The organism is Streptomyces sp. NBC_00435, from assembly GCF_036014235.1.
In the GTDB taxonomy this organism is placed as follows: Bacteria; Actinomycetota; Actinomycetes; order Streptomycetales; family Streptomycetaceae; genus Streptomyces.
The window spans coordinates 84,464-103,059 of record NZ_CP107925.1 but is presented as its reverse complement, the minus strand read 5'-3'; the positions used below and the strand labels follow the sequence as shown (position 1 = coordinate 103,059).

Annotated in this window: 20 protein-coding genes; 16 read left to right on the top strand and 4 right to left on the bottom strand. The window is 72.2% G+C overall.

What is annotated here, in order from left to right; all coding sequences use genetic code 11:
* The first annotated feature begins 75 nt into the window (after positions 1-75).
* From OG389_RS36270 to OG389_RS36260, 3 genes are read left to right on the top strand one after another with little or no spacing between them, the layout of a single operon-like run.
* On the top strand, positions 76-744 hold the full coding sequence (locus OG389_RS36270) for a DUF4097 family beta strand repeat-containing protein (protein WP_328304598.1): 669 nt from the start codon (positions 76-78) through the stop codon (positions 742-744).
* A 13-nt stretch (positions 745-757) separates the two neighbouring features.
* On the top strand, positions 758-1,738 hold the full coding sequence (locus OG389_RS36265; RefSeq protein ID WP_328304596.1) for an ATP-binding cassette domain-containing protein: 981 nt from the start codon (positions 758-760) through the stop codon (positions 1,736-1,738).
* Positions 1,735-2,517 carry an ABC transporter permease gene (locus tag OG389_RS36260; protein ID WP_328304594.1) on the top strand — a complete coding sequence of 261 codons (783 nt, stop codon included), beginning with the start codon at positions 1,735-1,737 and terminating at the stop codon, positions 2,515-2,517. Before OG389_RS36265 ends, OG389_RS36260 begins: the two co-directional genes overlap by 4 nt.
* Positions 2,518-2,643: 126 nt before the next feature.
* Here the strand turns inward: OG389_RS36260 and hisC are convergent, their stop codons facing one another.
* The 3 genes from hisC to gap all read right to left on the bottom strand — a co-directional run bounded on the left by hisC (position 2,644) and on the right by gap (position 5,846).
* The gene (hisC, locus tag OG389_RS36255; RefSeq protein ID WP_328304592.1) at positions 2,644-3,711 is read right to left on the bottom strand and encodes a histidinol-phosphate transaminase; all 1,068 of its coding nucleotides are present in this window, start codon (positions 3,709-3,711) and stop codon (positions 2,644-2,646) included.
* A 153-nt stretch (positions 3,712-3,864) separates the two neighbouring features.
* Positions 3,865-4,779, bottom strand: coding sequence for a pyridoxamine 5'-phosphate oxidase family protein (locus OG389_RS36250; protein WP_328304590.1), 915 nt, complete (start codon positions 4,777-4,779; stop codon positions 3,865-3,867).
* A gap of 59 nt (positions 4,780-4,838) precedes the next feature.
* The gene (gap, locus tag OG389_RS36245) at positions 4,839-5,846 is read right to left on the bottom strand and encodes a type I glyceraldehyde-3-phosphate dehydrogenase (protein ID WP_328304588.1); all 1,008 of its coding nucleotides are present in this window, start codon (positions 5,844-5,846) and stop codon (positions 4,839-4,841) included.
* A 266-nt stretch (positions 5,847-6,112) separates the two neighbouring features.
* On the opposite strand from gap, the gene OG389_RS36240 reads away from it, so the two are divergent.
* The 5 genes from OG389_RS36240 (at position 6,113) to OG389_RS36220 (ending at position 10,911) form a co-directional block, all read left to right on the top strand.
* Positions 6,113-7,060 (top strand): helix-turn-helix domain-containing protein, encoded by a 948-nt coding sequence (locus OG389_RS36240; protein ID WP_328304586.1) that lies wholly within the window; start codon positions 6,113-6,115, stop codon positions 7,058-7,060.
* A gap of 79 nt (positions 7,061-7,139) precedes the next feature.
* A complete protein-coding gene (locus OG389_RS36235; protein ID WP_328304584.1) occupies positions 7,140-7,943 on the top strand; it encodes a class I SAM-dependent methyltransferase in 804 nt (267 codons plus the stop codon).
* Positions 7,940-9,595 (top strand): AMP-binding protein, encoded by a 1,656-nt coding sequence (locus tag OG389_RS36230; protein WP_328304582.1) that lies wholly within the window; start codon positions 7,940-7,942, stop codon positions 9,593-9,595. Before OG389_RS36235 ends, OG389_RS36230 begins: the two co-directional genes overlap by 4 nt.
* Before the next feature lie 84 nt (positions 9,596-9,679).
* Entirely contained in the window at positions 9,680-10,348 is a 669-nt protein-coding gene (locus tag OG389_RS36225) for a TetR/AcrR family transcriptional regulator (protein ID WP_328304580.1), read from the top strand.
* Positions 10,345-10,911, top strand: coding sequence for a CGNR zinc finger domain-containing protein (locus OG389_RS36220; protein ID WP_328304578.1), 567 nt, complete (start codon positions 10,345-10,347; stop codon positions 10,909-10,911). Before OG389_RS36225 ends, OG389_RS36220 begins: the two co-directional genes overlap by 4 nt.
* On the opposite strand, the gene OG389_RS36215 is transcribed toward OG389_RS36220, so the two are convergent.
* The gene (locus OG389_RS36215; RefSeq protein ID WP_328304576.1) at positions 10,811-12,277 is read right to left on the bottom strand and encodes a cation:proton antiporter; all 1,467 of its coding nucleotides are present in this window, start codon (positions 12,275-12,277) and stop codon (positions 10,811-10,813) included. The genes OG389_RS36220 and OG389_RS36215 overlap by 101 nt on opposite strands.
* Positions 12,278-12,598: 321 nt before the next feature.
* On the opposite strand from OG389_RS36215, the gene OG389_RS36210 reads away from it, so the two are divergent.
* The 8 genes from OG389_RS36210 (at position 12,599) to OG389_RS36175 (ending at position 18,588) form a co-directional block, all read left to right on the top strand.
* On the top strand, positions 12,599-13,120 hold the full coding sequence (locus tag OG389_RS36210) for a hypothetical protein (protein WP_328304574.1): 522 nt from the start codon (positions 12,599-12,601) through the stop codon (positions 13,118-13,120).
* Positions 13,121-13,194: 74 nt separating this feature from the next.
* Entirely contained in the window at positions 13,195-14,040 is an 846-nt protein-coding gene (locus OG389_RS36205; protein ID WP_328304572.1) for a DUF4097 family beta strand repeat-containing protein, read from the top strand.
* Between the two features lie 83 nt (positions 14,041-14,123).
* Positions 14,124-15,116, top strand: coding sequence for an ATP-binding cassette domain-containing protein (locus tag OG389_RS36200; protein WP_328304570.1), 993 nt, complete (start codon positions 14,124-14,126; stop codon positions 15,114-15,116).
* Positions 15,113-15,904, top strand: a complete 792-nt coding sequence (locus tag OG389_RS36195) for an ABC transporter permease (protein WP_328304568.1) — start codon at positions 15,113-15,115, stop codon at positions 15,902-15,904. The genes OG389_RS36200 and OG389_RS36195 overlap by 4 nt, the downstream gene beginning before the upstream one ends.
* Positions 15,905-16,008: 104 nt before the next feature.
* The gene (locus tag OG389_RS36190) at positions 16,009-16,845 is read left to right on the top strand and encodes an alpha/beta fold hydrolase (RefSeq protein WP_328304566.1); all 837 of its coding nucleotides are present in this window, start codon (positions 16,009-16,011) and stop codon (positions 16,843-16,845) included.
* Positions 16,838-17,392, top strand: a complete 555-nt coding sequence (locus tag OG389_RS36185) for a TetR/AcrR family transcriptional regulator (protein WP_328304564.1) — start codon at positions 16,838-16,840, stop codon at positions 17,390-17,392. The genes OG389_RS36190 and OG389_RS36185 overlap by 8 nt, the downstream gene beginning before the upstream one ends.
* Positions 17,393-17,483: 91 nt before the next feature.
* The gene (locus OG389_RS36180; protein WP_328304562.1) at positions 17,484-17,960 is read left to right on the top strand and encodes a SigE family RNA polymerase sigma factor; all 477 of its coding nucleotides are present in this window, start codon (positions 17,484-17,486) and stop codon (positions 17,958-17,960) included.
* Between the two features lie 28 nt (positions 17,961-17,988).
* A complete protein-coding gene (locus OG389_RS36175; protein WP_328304560.1) occupies positions 17,989-18,588 on the top strand; it encodes a hypothetical protein in 600 nt (199 codons plus the stop codon).
* Positions 18,589-18,596: the final 8 nt, after the last annotated feature.

The following is an 18,596-nucleotide window of genomic DNA, read 5'->3' as shown; positions in this document are numbered from 1 at the left end:
ACGAACTTATTGCAGCGACTTGGAAAGCAACGTAGCTTTTCCGTCATCGGAAACAACGAGTCGCAGGAGAACATCGTGCAGAAGTTCGACACCCCCGCCCCGATCTCCACCATCCTGGACATCCCCGCCGGCAGCGTCCGCTTCATCGCCGCCAACCGCACGGACACCGCGGTCGAGGTCCGGCCCGCGGACGCCTCCAAGGGCCGCGACGTGAAGGCGGCGGAGCAGACGAAGGTCGCGTACGCCGACGGCGTCCTGCGCATCGAGGCCTCGGCGAAGAACCAGTACCTGGGCGCTTCCGGAGCCATCGAGGTGACCGTCCAACTGCCCGCCGGCTCCCGCGTCGACGCCAAGGCGGCCAGCGCCGAGTTCCGGGGCGTCGGACGCCTCGGAGACGTCACCTTCGAGGGCGCGCAGGCCACCGTCAAGATCGACGAAGCCGCGAGCGCCCGGCTGACCCTCGCCGCCGGCGACATCACGGTCGGCCGCCTGGCCGGCCCCGCACGGATCACCACCCGGAAGGGCGACCTGCGCATCACCGAGGCCCTGAGCGGCACGGTCGAACTGCGCACCGAGTACGGCCAGATCGAGGTCGGCGCCGCCCGCGGGGTCTCCGCCACCCTCGACGCCGGCACCGCGTATGGCCGGATCCACAACGCCCTCAGCAACACCGACGGCGCCGCCGCCGGCCTCACCATCCACGCGACCACCGCCTACGGCGACGTCACCGCCCGCAGCCTGTAAAGGAGCAACCCCCATGACGAACCCGGCCATCCAGGCGCACGGACTGCGCAAGTCCTACGGCGACAAGGTCGTGCTCGACGGCATCGACCTGACCGTTCCCGAAGGAACGGTGTTCGCACTGCTCGGCCCGAACGGCGCCGGCAAGACCACCACCGTGCAGATCCTCTCCACCCTCGTCTCCCCGGATCCCGCCTCCGGCGCGATCCGGGTCGGCGGCCACGACCTCGCCGCCGATCCGCGGGCGGTCCGTTCCGTGATCGGGGTCACCGGGCAGTTCTCCGCCGTGGACGGGCTGATCACGGGTGAGGAGAACATGTTTCTGATGGCGGATCTGCACCACTTGCCGAAGCGTGAGGGGCGGCGGGTCGCGGCCGAGTTGCTGGAGCGTTTCGACCTCGCTGATGCTGCGAAGAGGCCCGCGTCCACGTACTCGGGTGGCATGAAGCGTCGCCTCGACATCGCCATGACTTTGGTCGGCGGTCCGCGGATCATTTTTCTGGACGAGCCGACGACCGGTCTCGATCCCCGGGCCCGCCACACCATGTGGCAGGTTATCCGCGGGCTCGTCTCGGACGGTGTGACGGTCTTCCTCACCACGCAGTACCTGGAGGAGGCCGATCAGCTCGCGGACCGGATCGCGGTGCTCCACGAGGGCGGGATCGCCGCCCAGGGCACCTGCGACGAACTGAAGCGGCTGGTCCCCGGTGGGCACGTCCGGATCCGCTTCTCCGACCCCGCCGCGTACCGGAGCGCCGCCTCCGCGCTGCCCGCGGCCACCCGGGACGAGGAGTCGCTGGCCCTGCGGATCCCCAGCGACGGCACCCAGCGCGAACTGCGTTCCATCCTCGACCGGCTGGATTCGGCCGGCGTCGAGGCCGACGAGCTGACCGTGCACACCCCCGACCTTGACGACGTGTTCTTCGCCCTGACCGGCACCGACCCGCGGCACGGCCGGTCCGGCCTGCCCGACCAGCCTGAGGAGGCTGTCCGATGAGCTCGCTCTCCCTCGCCGTCCGCGACTCGGCCACGATGCTGCGCCGCAACCTCCTGCACGCCCGGCGCTACCCGTCCCTCACCCTCAACCTGCTGCTCACGCCGATCATCCTGCTGCTGCTCTTCGTCTACATCTTCGGCGGCACGATGAGCGCGGGCATCGGCGGCAACCGGTCCGACTACATCGCCTACCTGGTCCCGGGCCTCCTGCTGATGACCATCGGCAGCACCACCATCGGGACCGCGGTGTCGGTCTCCAACGATATGACCGAGGGGATCATCGCCCGCTTCCGCACCATGGCGATCCACCGCGGCTCGGTACTGATCGGGCACGTCGTCGGCAGCGTGCTGCAGTCCATCGCGAGCGTGCTCCTGGTGGGCGCCGTCGCCGTGGCCATCGGCTTCCGGTCCACGGATGCCACGCCCCTGGAATGGCTGGCGGCCTTCGGACTGCTCGTCCTGTTCTCCCTGGCACTCACCTGGATCGCGGTCGGCATGGGCCTGATCAGCCCGAACGCCGAGGCCGCCAGCAACAACGCGATGCCCCTGATCCTGCTTCCGCTCCTGTCCAGCGCCTTCGTCCCGGTCGAGGGGATGCCGGGCTGGTTCCAGCCGATCGCCGAGTACCAGCCCTTCACCCCGGCCATCGAGACCCTGCGGGGACTGCTGCTCGGCAGCGGGATCGGCCACAACGGATGGCTCGCGGTGGCCTGGTGCCTCGCTCTCGCGGTGCTCGGCTACTTCTGGTCGGCCGCGAAGTTCAACAGCGACCCGAAGTAACGGCCGTGACCGCGCGGGGCACCTCCCCGCAACCCGTCCCGCACCGGGGCGGCGCACCCCGACAGCCCGTCGGAGTACGCCGCCCCGTTCGTGTGCGGGGCCGCCCCGCTGCCCGGCCCGCCGGTCTCACTGCTCCCAGTGGGCCGCCGTCTTCAGCAGGCGGTCGTTCGCGTCCGGGGACCCGATCGTGATGCGGACGCCCTCGTCGCCGAAGGGGCGCACCATCAGACCGGCCGCCTCGCAGGCGTCCGCGAAGTAGGAGGTACGGGAGCCGAGGCGCAGCCACACGAAGTTGGCGTGGCTCTGGGGGACCTCGAACCCCTCGGCACGCAGGCCGGCGCTGACCCGCTCACGCTCGGCCACCAGGTCGGCGACGCGCTCGCGCAACTCCTCCGTGGCGCGCAGCGAGGCCAGTGCGGCCGCCTGGGCGGGGCCGCTCACGCCGAGCGGTACGGAGCACGCGCGCAGGGCGGCCGTCACGCGCGGGTGGGCCACCGCGTAGCCGACGCGGAGTGCGGCCAGTCCGTAGGCCTTGGAGAAGGTGCGCAGCACCGCCACGTTGGGCCGGTCCCGGTACAGCTCGATGCCGTCGGGGATCTCCTCCTCCTCGACGAACTCCCGGTAGGCCTCGTCGATGACGACCAGGACCTCCGGCGGCACCCGGTCCAGGAACCGCTCCAGCTCGGCGCGGCGCACGGCGGTGCCGGTCGGGTTGTTCGGGTTGCAGACGAAGATGACGCGGGTCCGGTCGGTGACCGCGTCGGCCAGCGCGTCCAGGTCGTGGGTCTCGTCGAGCAGCGGCACCTGTACGGAGGTCGCCCCGGCTGCCCAGGCCAGCAGCGGGTACGCCTCGAACGAACGCCAGGCGAAGACGACCTCGTCGCCCGGGCCCGCGGCGGCCGCGACCAGGTGCTGGGTGATGCCCACGGAACCGGTGCCCAGCACCAAGTGGTCGACGGGCACGCCGAGGCGCTGCGACAGCTCGGCGGTGAGTTCGGCCGCGGCGGGATCGGGGTAGCGGTTGAGCCGGCCCAGCCAGGTCTCCACCGCGCCGATCACCGAGGGCAGCGGCGGGTACGGGTTCTCGTTCGAGGAGAGCTTGTCGACGAACTCGTCGGGGGCGGCGCGGCCCGGCACGTAGCGGGGGAGCGTCGAGACGTCGGCGCGCAGGCGGGGGAAGGCCGGATCGGGCATGGCGGGATTCCTTAGGCGGGGATGGGGGCAGGGCCGAGGGGGGCGGGGCCGGGGCGGAGTACAACACCGTCCGGCCGCGCCGACGGGGGAGGCGGCACGACCGGACGGTGACCAGGGAGGCCTGGGAGGGGGCGCGGCGGGGGGCTGTAGGGGTCAGCCCCGCGCCGCCGCCGGCGGGTTGTACGGAGAAGGACCGCCGAACGCCCAGCGCAGCCGGGTCGCCCCGTCGATCTGCACCACGCGCTCGATGTCGAACTCGCACATCCGCAGGGCTCCGGGCACGTCTGCCCGGTCCCCCTCGGCCCAGTTGATCCGTGCCTTGCCCGTCAGCTGCAGGGTGTGGCCGGATTCCCAGTCCAGGAAGAGCAGTCCGCAGTTCTCGTTGAGCTGCAGATTGCCCAGGGTCATGTAGAAGGAGTTGCCGAAGTAGTCGGGCCAGACGAGCTTGCGCGGCCCCGCCACCTGGACGAAGCCGGCATCGCCGCCGCGGTGCGAGGAGTCCGCGCCGTAGCCGTCGGCCTGGCTGGCGATGAAGAAGGTGTCCGCGCCGCGGATCCACTTCTCCTGCTCCGGCGTGAGCGCGTCGCCGTCCCGGGTCTCCCGGGGCGCTCCGGCGGGCCCGTCCGCGACCGGCACCCGTACCTGCAGGTACTTGGGGCAGTTGCCCAGTACCTGCTCGGTGCGGATGTGCAGCCGCTCCCCGTCGCGCCGCGCCACGCCGTTGATCCGGATCCGGGTCGTCGTGTGCGGTTCGAGGGCGAGCAGGCCGATGTCGGCCGTCTCCGTGAAGGCGTCGGCGAGCGGGTCGCCGGGCACGGGCAGGGACGACAGCGTGATCGTGTGCCGGCCCGTGGGCAGGGCGAAGCCGGGCTCTCCCGTGACCAGCGAGGACCACATGGCCCCCGTCGCGTCGGCGCCGCCCAGGAAGAGCATCCGCTGGCGCATCAGGTACTGGTCGAAGCCGGGCTGGATCACGTCGTCGAACATCGGCGAGCCCCAGCCGGGACCGCCTTCGCCGGCCTGCTTCTGCACGGCCTGTTCACCCTCGTGATGAGGGGTCTTGATCACCACGGAAACCTCCGGTCGGGACGGGCGCCGCCCGGCGAATGCCGGTCAGCGAACGCCGGTCAGCGAGCGCCGATCAGCAGGGCGGTGTCCACGACACGGTTGGAGAAGCCCCACTCGTTGTCGTACCAGCCGACGATCTTGACCTGGCGGCCGTCGCCGATGACCTTGGTCAGGCCCGAGTCGAAGATGCACGACGCGGGGTCGGTGACGATGTCGCTGGAGACGATCGGCTCGTCGGTGTAGGTGAGGATCCCCGCGAGAGCGCCTTCGGCGGCCTTCGCGAAGATCTCGTTGACCTCCTCGACCGTGGTCTCGCGGGCGACGCGGACGGTGAGGTCGGTGGCGGAGCCCGTCGGGATCGGCACGCGCAACGCGTACCCGTCGAGCTTGCCCTTGAGCTGCGGCAGGACCAGCCCGATCGCCTTGGCGGCGCCGGTGGTGGTCGGCACGGTGTTCGTCGCCGCCGAGCGGGCGCGGCGCAGGTCGCTGTGCGGACCGTCCTGCAGGTTCTGGTCCGCGGTGTAGGCGTGGACCGTGGTCATCAGGCCGTGCTCGATGCCGAGCGCGTCGTCGAGGACCTTGGCCAGCGGGGCCAGGCAGTTGGTGGTGCACGAGGCGTTGGAGACGATGTCGTGCACGGCCGGGTCGTAGAGGTTGTCGTTGATGCCGAAGGCGATCGTCAGGTCCTCGTTCTTCGAGGGCGCGCTGATGATGACCTTGCGGGCACCGGCCTCCAGGTGGGCGCGGGCCCTGTGCGCGTCGGTGAAGACACCGGTGGACTCGATGACCACGTCCACCTCCAGCTCGCCCCACGGCAGCTTGGCGGGGTCGCGTTCCGCGGTCACGCGTATGGTGCGCCCGTCGATGACGAGGTTGCCCTCGACCGCGCGGACGTCGTGCCCGAGGCGGCCGAGCGTGCTGTCGTACTTGAGCAGATGGGCCAGCGTCGCGGCGTCGGTGAGGTCGTTGACGGCGACCACCTCCAGGCCGGTGCCCCGCTGAAGGGCGGCGCGGAAGAAGCTGCGGCCGATGCGGCCGAATCCGTTGATGCCGACCTTGATCGTCACGTGATACCCCTCGTTCGGAAACTACATCCATGACCGCACGTGAAGCCGCGTTGTCCGGCCAGTCCTAGTCCTCAACTGTACTGGGTGACTTGTGGACAGGCTTGCGTAAATGCGCCTGTTCATCGCCTGTTTGCGCATGAAAGCCGAGGTGGGGCCATAGGCATCGGAACATCTGATGCTGCTCGAGTACGTGCATGCAGGTATGTTTTTATGGGCCTGCCTGTCACGATGGCATGACGCTTCCCGGAGCGAGGAGAACGATGGACATGCTGCCCCTTCGCGGGCCGAGCGGATTCGTGCCGGACCGCAGTCCACCGCTCGCCGCGCCCGCCCCCGGTACGGCCCGGGTCATCCGCGGACACGACGAGTCCGTCCACGGGACCACCGTCCGCCGCGATTTCGGCGACGTCACCATCTCGCTGGTCACCGGGGAGGCCCACGAGGCCGTCCGCCCCGGCCGTCTCATCCGCCCCGACCCCGCCGAGTCCCTGCGGGTCTTCAGGGCACTGGCCGGCGAGATCCACGTCCACCAGGACGGCCGCCGGGGCCAGGCGAGCGGCCCGCAGATCATCTGCTGCGACACCAGCCGTCCGTACCGCCTCGTACTGCCCCGGCCCTTCCACATCGTGGAGGTCCTGCTGCCGCACCGGCACCTGGGTATGTCGGCCAGTGACACCGCGAAGCTCACCGCCACCGGATGGTGCGGGCGCATGGGCGCCGGAGCCCTGCTCTCCCAGCTCCTCGCCGGACTCCACGACCACGGCACCGAGATCCACTCCGCCGTCGACCGGGTCGGTGCCACCGTGGCGGGCCTGACCGCCGCCGTCCTCGCCGACCGGCTGCGCCACGTGGCCGCCGAGGACGAGGTGGCCCGGCACGACCTCATGCTCAACATCCAGGCGTACATCCGCGAACGGCTCTCCGACCCCGGCCTCACCCCGCTGGCCGTCGCCGAGCACCACAACATCTCGCTGCGCTACCTCCAGCGGATCTTCCAGGAGCACGGGACCAGCCCCGCCCGGTGGATCCGGGACGAGCGCCTCGCCCGGTGCCGGTCCGAGCTGCGCGACCCGCGGCTCGAGCACCTGCCCGTCGGCGTGATCGGTGAACGGTCCGGCCTCTACCAGGCCTCCCACTTCAGCCGGCTCTTCCGCGACCGGTACGGCCTCACCCCGCGCGGCTACCGCACCATGCGCGAGCCCGTCTCCATGTGACGGGCGCCGACGACCGGCGAGCACCGGCCAAGACCGGCGAGCACCGCCGACGACCGACGAGCACATACATCCGAGGAGGATGACCGATTTGACCGGCACGAGCTTCGAATTCCCCGGTGAGTACTACGAGATCATGCGGAAGGACTTCCGCAACCTCGCCGCCGAGACGGAGTTCCTCGCGTCACTGCTCCCCGAGGCGGGCACCGTACTCGACCTGGGCTGCGGCACCGGATCCAACCTGCGCGCCCTGCGCGAGCGGGGCCACCGCGGCACCGGCGTCGACCAGAGCGCCGCGTTCCTGGAGTACGCCCGCGCCGCCGGCGACGAGGGCATCTCCTACGTGGAGGGCCGCGCCGAGGGCTACCGCACCGACGAGCGCTACGACCTCGTCTACAGCCTCTTCATGACGCTCAACTACCTGGAGCGCGCCGAGCTCCCGGCCGTCCTGCGCTCCGTCCGCGAGCTGCTCAACCCCGGCGGCCAGGTCGTCCTCGAGTTCGGTCACATGCTGAACTTCGTCGACTCCTTCCAGCCCAACACCGTGGGCCACCACCGCGGTCCCGACGGGGTGCTGATCACCCGCCTCGCCCGCCAGGCCATCAACGCGCACGCCGCGAACTGGCGCAACGAGGAGACCCTGCTGGTCCGCGCCGCCGACGGCACCGTCTCCATGTACGACAACTTCTTCGACCAGGCCGTCCTGACCGGGCCCGAGGTCCGCGAACTGCTGGCCGCGGCAGGCCTGACCGTCACGGCCGAGTACGGCGGGTTCCGCAAGGAGCCCGCGCCCTTCCACGGCCGGGGCCCGCTCGTCATCGTGGCCACCGCGACCGGCACCGCCACCGACCCCGACACCGCTCAGCAAGAGGAGAACCAGGCATGACCGGCACCGGCATATCGCTGCTCGACGGCGGGCCCGCCCCCGAAACCGGCGTCGCGCACCTCGGCGCGGCCCTCGTCCGCGCCGCCGGCGCCGAGGACGGCCGCGGGATCACCTACATCCGCCCCGACGGCACCGAGGCCCACCAGAGCTACGCCGACCTGCTCGAGGACGCCTCGCGCGTCCTGGCCGGCCTGCGTGCCTCCGGCGCCGGAGTCGGCGAGAAGATCATCCTCCAGTCGGCCGACGACACCGACCTCCTCGCCGGCTTCTGGGCCTGCGTACTCGGCGGCTTCCTGCCGCTGCCGGTCAGCGCCGACGCCGTCAACGGCCCCGGCCTGCTGGAGCGCGTCTGGAGCGGCTACGGCCGCCCCCGCGTCCTGACCGGCACCGGCCAGGAGATCACCCCCGCCGTGACCGCCGACGCCGGCTGGTCCGCCGCCCACCTGGGCGACGTGGCGAACCTGCGGGCCGCGAACGAGCCCGACCGCGACTGGCACCAGCCGGCCGCCGTGGACCCCGTCGTCCTGCTGCTCACCTCCGGCAGCACCGGCGTGCCCAAGGCCGTCACCCTCACCCACCGCAACGTGCTCACGCGCAGCGCGGCCACCGCCCGCGTGAACAAGCTCGACGCGGACACCCGCACCTTCAACTGGATGCCGCTGGACCACATCGGCGGCCTCATCATGTTCCACGCGCGCGACGTCTTCCTCGGTGCCGCCCAGGTCCACGCCAAGATCCAGTGGGTGCTCGAGGACCCGCTGCGCTGGCTCGACGCCGTCTCCACCCACCGGGCCGACACCACCTGGGCGCCCAACTTCGCCTTCGTGCTCGTCAACGACCAGGCCGACCGCTTCGAGGGCCGCGGCTGGGACCTCAGCCCGCTGCGCTACATCATGAACGGCGGCGAGGCCGTCCGCTCCGGCGTCGTACGCCGCTTCCTGGACCTGCTGGCCCCCTACGGTCTGCCCGCCACCGCCATGTTCCCCGGCTGGGGCATGTCCGAGACCACCGCGGGCGTGGCCGACTGCCAGTTCACCGAGGCCGCCGCCGGCGACGACCGCTACGTGCCCGTCGGCCGCCCCCAGCCCGGCACCCGCATCCGGGTCGTCGACGAGCACGGCGAGCTCGTGCCGTGGGGCATCACCGGCCGCCTCCAGGTCACCGGCTCGACCATCACCTCCGGGTACTACGACAACCCCGTGCAGAACCGGCAGTCCTTCACCGAGGACGGCTGGTTCAAGACCGGCGACCTGGCGTACGTCGAGAACGGCATCCTCACCGTCACCGGCCGCACCGACGACGTCATCCAGCTCGGCGACATCGCCTACCACGGCCACGAGATCGAGGCCGCCGTCGAGGAACTCGACTTCATCGAGCCCTCGTACACGGTCGCCTCCCTCGTCACCTCCGAGCCCGGCGGCGACGAGGAGCTCGCGGTCTTCTTCAGCCCGCGCGCCGGCACCATCACCGCGGAGGAGGGCGAGCGGATCCGCGACCGGGTCCGCGAGCGGCTCGGCGTCGACGTACGCCACCTGCTGCCCGTCGACCGCTCCGAGATTCCCAAGACCGGCATCGGCAAGCTCCGCCGCGCCCAGCTGCGCAAGAGCTTCGAGGACAGCCTGGCCGCCGTGCCCGCCGGCACCGCGGCCTGACCGTACGGGTGGTGGGTACCGGGGCGGGCCCGCCCCGGTACCCACCACCCGTACGTCTCCACCCCCTACGCACGAGGAGCGCCCATGGCGCAGCAGGAGAGGGCCGAGCGGACGCGCCGGTCCCTGATCAACGGCGCGGCCAAGGCCATCGACCTCTACGGCTACGAAGGTGCCTCGCTCGCCGTCATCTGCGCCGCGGCGGGAGTGACCAAAGGTGCCCTGATGTACCACTTCCCGGCCAAGGACGACCTGGTCAGGGCGGTGCGCACCGAGGCCCGGAAGGCGATCGACCGGGCGCTCGGCGCCGTACCGCGCGCGGGGGTGCGGCCGCTGCAGGCCGCCGTGGACATGACCCACGCCGTCGCCGGGAGGCTCGGCCACGACCCCGTCGTCCGCGCGGGAGCCCGGCTGACCCGGGAGTTCGTCCATTACCCCGACGGCAGCGGCTCCTGGGCCGACACCGTCCGCGAGGAGCTGGCCGCGGCCCTGACCGGCTCGGGCGACCCCCGTGAGACGGCCGCGCAGCTGGTGTACTTCCTGATCGGGATGGACGTCAGCCTGCGCACCGAGGAATGTCGCCCCGGCCGTTCCTGCGGTCCGCTGCGCGGCCACCTGACCCGGCTGTGGCAGCTGCTGCTCCCCGGGATCCTCGCCGCACCCCAGGCCGCGGAACTGTACCGGGCCGAGGGCTCGTCCCCGTACTGCGAGTTCGCCGGCGTTCCCGAACCAGCGCTGCCAGGACCACGGGGATGAGCGGGCCCGATCCGCGCCCGCTGACCGGCGAGCCACTGAGCCTGGATCTGCTCAACACCCTCTGGCACGACCGGTACGGCCGCTACGACCTGCTGGACTCCACCGGTGGCCTGGCCCGCTGGCTGTCCGGCTCCCGGCTCGCGGCGCCCTACGCGGGCGGTGAACTGCGCGCCGACCGGGCCACCCTGGGCGCCGCACGGGCCGCACGCTCCGCGCTGGCCGGGGTGGTCGGCCGTCCCGACGCCGGACCGGGCGCCCTCGAAGCCTTCAACCGGCTCCTCGACGCCGGCCGGATCCGCCGCCTGCTCACCGCGGCCGGTCCCGTGGAGCGCCTGGAGGCCCCCGACTCGGCCCGCCTGTTCGGCTACCTGGCGGCCGCCGACTACCTCCGCCTGCTCAGCACCGCCCCCGACCGGCTGAGGACCTGCGCCAACCCGAACTGCGGGCTGCACTTCCACGACGTCAGCCGCAACGGCACCCGTCGCTGGTGTTCGAGCACGGGCTGTGGGAACCGGGCGAAGGCGGCCCGCCACTACGCGCGCCGGACCGCGCGCGCCGGCTGAGGAGCGGCCGGTCCAGCAGGCGCAGCAGGGGAGTGGTCATCACCGTGGTGACCAGGGCCACGAGGGTGAGGATGCCGAGCAGCCGGCGGTCGATGATGCCCGCCTGGTAGCCGATCTGAATGACCACCAGCTCGGTCAGGCCCCGGGCATTGAGGAGCACGCCGACGGTGAGGGCGGGCCTCCAGGCCATGCCGGTCAGCCGGGCCACCAGTCCGGGGCCGGCGAGTTTGGCGAGGACGGCGAGCGCGAGGAGGCCCGTGAGGACCCGGGCGGTGCCGGAGTCCCAGGCCAGGGCCGTCAGATCGAGCGTCAGGCCGAAGCCGAAGAAGAAGAACGGGAGCAGCACGGTGCGCGCGGTCGACGTCAGCCGTTCGACGGCGGCACGGGTGCTCGTACCCGTACCCGTACTGGTGCCCCTACCTGTACCCGCACGCGTACTCGTACCCGTACCGGGGGGCGGCCAGGCCACGCCCACCAGGAGCGCGCCGATCAACTGGTGGATGCCGAGGGCCGCGGTCACGGTGGACACGGCGGTGACCGCGACGACCAGCAGCACGGTCAGGGTGGCGGTCGGCAGCTCGCGCCCGGTCCGTGCCCACCTGCGCAGGGCAGCGCGCACCGGGCCGAGGAGGAGCAGGGTGACGGCGACCGCGCCCACCACCGCGAACAGCGTCCCGCCGGCCAGTACCGCGGTGAGCACCAGCCAGCTGCCGCCGTCGCCCACGGCGGCGGCGAACAGGCTGAGGCGCCCGGGCCCGGTCCGGGTGAGGCCCAGGTCACCGAGGATCCGGGCGAGCACGGGCAGGGCCGTGATGCTCAGCGCGCAGCCCACGAACAGGACGAAGGAGAGCGGATCGGCGCGGGGGCCGGCGAAGCCGAGCAGCCCGGTCGCGGCGAGCGCGCCGACGGCGAACGGTACGAGCATCGACGCGTGGCTGACCAGGACGGCCTGTGCGGCCGCGCCCCGGAAGCTCTGCCGGGCCAGTTCCTGTCCGACCCCGAACACGAAGAGCACCAGGCCGAGCTGGGCCAGCCCGTCCAGCAGCCGCAGCGACGGGGCGGGGAACAGCCAGGCCGTGGCGGCGGGTGCGAAGTGCCCGAGCAGCGAGGGCCCGAGCGCCAGCCCCGCGCAGATCTCCCCGACGACCTGCGGCTGCCCGATCGCCCGCGCGAGCCGGCCGCCGAGGAACGCCGCCGTGAGGATGACGCAGACGGCGAGCAGGAAATGCCCGCTCCCGTCCAACCCCGGCCCCCCGCCCCGCCCCTCGTGGCCGGTGCCCGCCACGCTCCGGACGACACCGCCGATCACGAGGACCGGCGCCACCACCCCGACTCCGAGAGCCGCCCAGCCCCGCCGACCCCACATGCCGACCTCCCCAGAGCCGCCGGTGCCCAGTGTCACCACGGATGGACCACGGGTGTCGAGTGGGCCGGGTTCAGCCAAGATCCGGCCGCACCCGGCGACAGGCGGCGCCTGGTGGCGTCATGCGGGCGCCATTCGGGCGCCACATGGGTGCCATTTGGCGCCAACGTGTGCCCGTCAAGGCGTGTGAGCCCGCACGGCGCCACCGTGGCTCAGGTTTCGATCCCTGTATTTCCGCAGGTCATAGCAGTTATCGGCGATCTCGGCCCCAGGGTGACGCCATGAGGCTTGCATGTGGCGCCACGATGGTGCCATGATGGCGTCATGGACCTCACCCCGTATGTCGACACCCTCCGCCGTGAACTCGCGGTGGCCGCCGAAGCCGGCGGGGCGGATGCTCGAGAGCTGGCCGACCGGCTGACCGCTCCGCTGGAGTCGGCGGCCCGTCTGACGATGCTCAACGTGCTCTCCGCGGCGATGGGCGAGATCACCCGCGAGCTGGCCCCGGGCTCGGTCGACGTACGGCTGCGCGGGACCGACCCCGATTTCGTGGTGACGCTGCCGCTCGCCGAGCGCGGGCCCGCGGAGCCGGCCGGGCCCGCCGAACCGCTCAGGGCGCAGGCGTCCGTGGACGGCGACGAGGGCGGCACCGCCCGCGTCAATCTGCGGCTGCCGGCCCACCTCAAGGCGCGTGCCGAAGAGGTCGCGAGCCGCGAGGGCCTGTCGGTCAACGCGTGGCTGGTCCGGGCCGTGTCGGCCGCGGTCGAGGGCGGCGGCGGTGGCGAGCCGCGTACGCCGGAGAGGACCCGCACCATCGGACAGAGCTTCACGGGCTGGGTGCGCTAGGCCTCCACCCCGCCCCACCCACACCACGTCCCACCAGCGGGGACGCCCCAAGGACTCACGAGGACGGTACAGCCATGCCTTCTTTCGACACTCCCGAACCGATTTCCGTCACCGCCCACGTGGAGGCCGGTTCCATCAGGTTCGCGGCGGGCGACCGCCTCGACACGGTCGTCGAGGTACGGCCCCGCGACCCGAAGCGCGACCAGGACGTGCGGTCGGCCGACCAGACCGAGGTCACGTACGCGAGCGGCGTCCTGACGGTCAGGACGCCCAAGCAGCGCTATCTCCTCGGGCGCACCGGCACCGTCGATGTGACGGTCGAACTGCCCACGGGCTCGCGCATCGACATGACCGGCTCCTGGGCCCAGGTGCTCGGCGAGGGCCGGCTCGGCGAGGTCCGCGTGAAGACCTCCTCCGGTGACGTCCGCCTCGACACGACCGGGCCGCTCCACCTGACGGCCTCCCACGGCTCGATCACCGTCGAACGGATCGAGGGCATGGCCGAGATCAGCACCAGCTCCGGCAGCCTGCGCGTCGGCCTCGTCGACGGTTCCGCCGTCCTGAAGAACTCGCACGGCACCACGACCGTCGGCGCCGCGACCGGCGACCTGCGGGTGAGCGGCGCCAACGGCGACATCGACATCGCGCGCGCCGAGGGATCCGTCGCCGCCACCACCGCCCACGGAACCCTGCGCGTGGCCGAAGTCGCCCGTGGCACCGTCCAGCTGGAGACCTCCTACGGTGCCATCGAGGTCGGCATCCGCGAGGGCACCGCCGCCTGGCTCGACGTCAACTCCGGCCACGGGCAGGTGCGCAACACCCTCACCGCCTCCGAGGCCCCGGAGAAGGCGGAGGACACCGTCGAGGTCCGCGCCCGGACCCGCTACGGCAACATCGACGTGCGCCGCGCCCGCGCCTGAGCGCAGGCCTCGCGTACTCCCTGACTCCCTGACTCCCCAGCTCCCTCCAGCTCGTCCTCATCGACCTTCGAACGGAGGGCTCCATGCCTTCTTCTGTCATGTCCATGTCCAGCCAGGGTGGCGGTCCGCCGCCTCCCGCCGCCATCTCCGCGCACGGACTGCGCAAGTCCTACGGCGACAAGGTCGTGCTCGACGGCATCGACCTGCACATCCCGGCAGGAACGGTGTTCGCACTGCTCGGCCCGAACGGCGCCGGCAAGACCACCACCGTGCAGATCCTGTCCACGCTCATCGCCGCCGACGACGGGCAGGCCCGGGTCGGCGGCCACGACGTCACCACCTCACCGGACGGGGTCCGTTCCGTGATCGGGGTCACCGGGCAGTTCTCCGCCGTGGACGGGCTGATCACGGGTGAGGAGAACATGTTTCTGATGGCGGATCTGCACCACTTGCCGAAGCGTGAGGGGCGGCGGGTCGCGGCCGAGTTGCTGGAGCGTTTCGACCTCGCTGATGCTGCGAAGAGGCCCGCGTCCACGTACTCGGGTGGCATGAAGCGTCGCCTCGACATCGCCATGACTTTGGTCGGCGGTCCGCGGATCATTTTTCTGGACGAGCCGACGACCGGTCTCGATCCCCGGGCCCGCCACACCATGTGGCAGGTTATCCGCGGGCTCGTCTCGGACGGTGTGACGGTCTTCCTCACCACGCAGTACCTGGAGGAGGCCGATCAGCTCGCGGACCGGATCGCGGTGCTCCACGAGGGCGGGATCGCTGCCCAGGGCACCTGCGACGAACTGAAGCGGCTGGTCCCCGGTGGGCACGTCCGGATCCGCTTCTCCGACCCCGCCGCGTACCGGAGCGCCGCCTCCGCGCTGCCCGCGGCCACCCGGGACGAGGAGTCGCTGGCCCTGCGGATCCCCAGCGACGGCACCCAGCGCGAACTGCGTTCCGTCCTCGACCGGCTGGATTCGGCCGGCGTCGAGGCCGAGGAGCTGACCGTGCACACCCCCGACCTCGACGACGTGTTCTTCGCCCTGACCGGCGGCACCGACCAGCCTGAGGAGGCTGTCCGATGAGCTCGCTCTCCCTCGCCGTCCGCGACTCGGCCACGATGCTGCGCCGCAACCTCCTGCACGCCCGGCGCTACCCGTCCCTCACCCTCAACCTGCTGCTCACGCCGATCATCCTGCTGCTGCTCTTCGTCTACGTCTTCGGTGACGTGATGAGCGCGGGCATGGGTGGTGGCGGCGCCGATCGATCCGAGTACATCGCGTACGTCGTACCGGGCATCCTGCTGATGACCATCGGCGGCACCACGGTCGGGACCGCGGTGTCGGTCTCCAACGATATGACCGAGGGGATCATCGCCCGCTTCCGCACCATGGCGATCCACCGCGGCTCGGTACTGATCGGGCACGTCGTCGGCAGCGTGCTGCAGTCCATCGTGAGCGTGGTCCTCGTGGGCGCCGTCGCGGTGGCCATCGGCTTCCGTTCGACCGACGCCACGCCCCTGGAATGGCTGGCGGCCCTGGGGCTGCTCGCGCTCGTCTCCCTGGCGCTCACCTGGATCGCGGTCGGCATGGGTCTGGTAAGCCCGAACGCCGAGGCGGCCAGCAACAACGCGCTGCCGCTGATCGTCCTGCCGCTCATCTCGAGCGCCTTCGTCCCCGTCGACGCCATGCCGGGCTGGTTCCAGCCGATCGCCGAGTACCAGCCCTTCACCCCGGCCATCGAGACCCTGCGCGGACTGCTGCTCGGCAGCGGGATCGGCCACAACGGATGGCTCGCGGTGGCCTGGTGCCTGGCTCTCTCCGCGCTCGGCTACTTCTGGTCGAAGGCGTCCTTCAACCGCGATCCGAAGTAGCGGGGACGGCGGCGCCGGCTGCCTGCCGGGACGGTTGACGCTCATGGCTAATGGCATTAGCTTATAGGTAATAGCCATTAGCCACCGCTCCTGGGAGACGGGCCATGACGGACTTTCTGAAAACCGACGGCGGACAGCTCGCGTACGAGGTCACGGGCGAGGGTCCGCTGATCGTGCTCGCCCACGGCATGGGCGACAACCGCGCGGCCTACCGCGAGAGCGCCGCCCTCCTCGTCGCCGCCGGATACCGCGTGGCCGCCACCGACCTGCGCGGACACGGGGAGTCGAGCACCGGCTGGGCCTCGTACACCCGCACCGACGTGGCGGGCGACCTGCTCGCCCTGATCCGGCACCTGGGCGGCCCCGCCGTCATCGTCGGCCACTCCTTCGCCGGTGGCGCCGCCACCATCGCGGCGGCTCAGGAGCCCGCGCTGGTCAGCGCGATCGTCGAGATCAGCCCCTTCACCCGCGCGCAGAAGATCGAGTTCGGCGCCCTCGGGTCCAACGCCCGCTACCGCAAGGGGATGCTGCTCCTCATGGGCACCGGCATGCTGCGCAGCGCCGGCCTGTGGAAGCGCTACCTCGAGCACGCCTACCCGGGCACCCGCCCCGCCGGCTTCGCCGACCACCTCGCCGCCCTCGAGAGCGACCTGCGCCGGCCGGGCCGGATGGCCGTCGTCGCCAAGATGGGCATGTCCGCCCCCACCGACGCGGGCGCCCGCCTCGGCGACGTCCAGTGCCCCGCACTGGTCATCGAGGGCACCCTGGACCCCGACTGGGCCGACCCCCGCGCCGAGGGCGCGGCCATCGTCTCGGAGCTGCCCGCCGGCCGAGGCCGCCTCGAAGTGATCGAGGGCGCGGGCCACTACGCCCACGCGCAGTTCCCCGCCGAAACCGCCGCCGCCGTCGTGTCCTTCCTGAACGAGGCCGCCCGTGCCTAGGGCGTCGCTCTCCGCGGAGGCGGTGGTCGACGTGGCACTGCGGATCGTCGACGAGGAGGGCCCGGCGGCCCTGACCCTGTCGGCGGTCGCCGGCCGGGCGGGCGTGGCGACCCCCTCCCTGTACAAGCACGTACGCAACCTCGCCGAGCTCCGCGACCTCCTGTCGGCACGGATCATGAACGAGCTGGCGGACGAGACGGGTGTCGCCGTCATCGGCCGCTCCGCCGACGACGCCATACGCGCCTTCATGACGGCCTGGCGCAGCTACGCCCTGCGCCACCCCCACCGCTACGCGGCCCTCCTGCACAGCCCCGAACCGCGTACGGCCGAAGCCGGGGAACGTCTGATCACCATCCTCTTCGCCACCCTGCGCGCCTACGGCCTCGAGGACTCCGCCGCCATCCACGCGGCCCGCTGCCTGCGCGCCACGGTCCACGGTTTCGTCTCCCTCGAAACCGGAGGCGGGTTCGCACTGCCCGAAGCCCTGGACGAGAGCTACGCACTCCTGACCCACATGGTCGTCACGGGGCTGAACACGCCCCACTGATTCCCTCCGGCAAGGGGGAACCTGACGGCGCCCCCAGACGGTCGGAGTCGTGGAAGCGTCCGGAGCCGGGTGTGGGGGGGAGGGCCAACGGGTGCAGCGGGACGCGGAGTTCACCCGGTTCGCGCAGGCGGTGTACCCCCGCATGCTGCGCACCGCGCTGCTGCTCACCGCCGACCGGGACACCGCCCAGGACCTCACGCAGGCGGCGCTCCTGCGCGTCTACCTGGCCTGGCCCAGACACCGGGCCTGGGACGATCCGGCCGCCTACGCCCGCCGGGTGCTCGTCAACGTCCACGGCTCCTGGTGGCGCCGCCGCTGGCGCGGCGAACTGCCGCACGGGGTGCTCCCCGACACGGCCGGCCCCGAGCCGGAGCCCGGATGGGGCCGCCGGGTGGACCTGGCACGCGCCCTGGCCGCGCTGCCGTCCGAGCAACGCACCGTACTGGTGCTGCGGTTCTACGAGGACCTCGGCATCGCGGAAACGGCGGAGCTGATCGGCTGCAGCGCCGGGACCGTGAAATCGCGTACGGCCAGGGGCTGGCCCGGTTGCGGGCCCATGCCGCCCTGAACGACACGGAGCGGGGGAGGAGCACCACGTGAACGGTGACGAGGAACAGGAACAGGCGGCACTGCGCGCCGGGATGCGGGAGCTGGCCGACGGGGAACAGGCCGGGCCGGCCCCGGTGGAGGCGGTCATCCGCGAGGGTCGGACCCGGCGCCGCCGGACGGCCGCCGCGGTGGGCGGGGTACTTCTCTGCGCGGTGGCCGCGGCGCTGGTCCCACTGGGCCCCACCGCGGGCGGGGACCGGCCCGCGGCCCCCGCCGCCCCTGCCGTCGGCGCGAGCGCGCCCGCCACCCCTCCGGCCCCGCCGCCGCCGCGCCGTACGGTCACGCCCGGCGAGCCGTCGCCCGCCGACCCGGGGGCCGACGCGGTGACGGGCCGGGCCTACCCGGTGGACTGGCCGGTCCACTGCGGTCTGGGCCGCCTCGCCTTCGCCGGCCGGACGTGGCTGGCCGGCACGGTCGTCGGCATCCCGGCGGGACTGCCCGGCCCGCGGGGTCCCGGCTCGGGTCCGCCGCTCCTGCCCGGCTACGCCACGCTCACCGGGCCGGACCGGCTGCGCTTCGAGGCCCCCGGCTATCTGGACGGGCCGGTGGAGCTCACCCCGGTCGCTGACGCACCGGGGTGTGCCTGAGCGGCGCT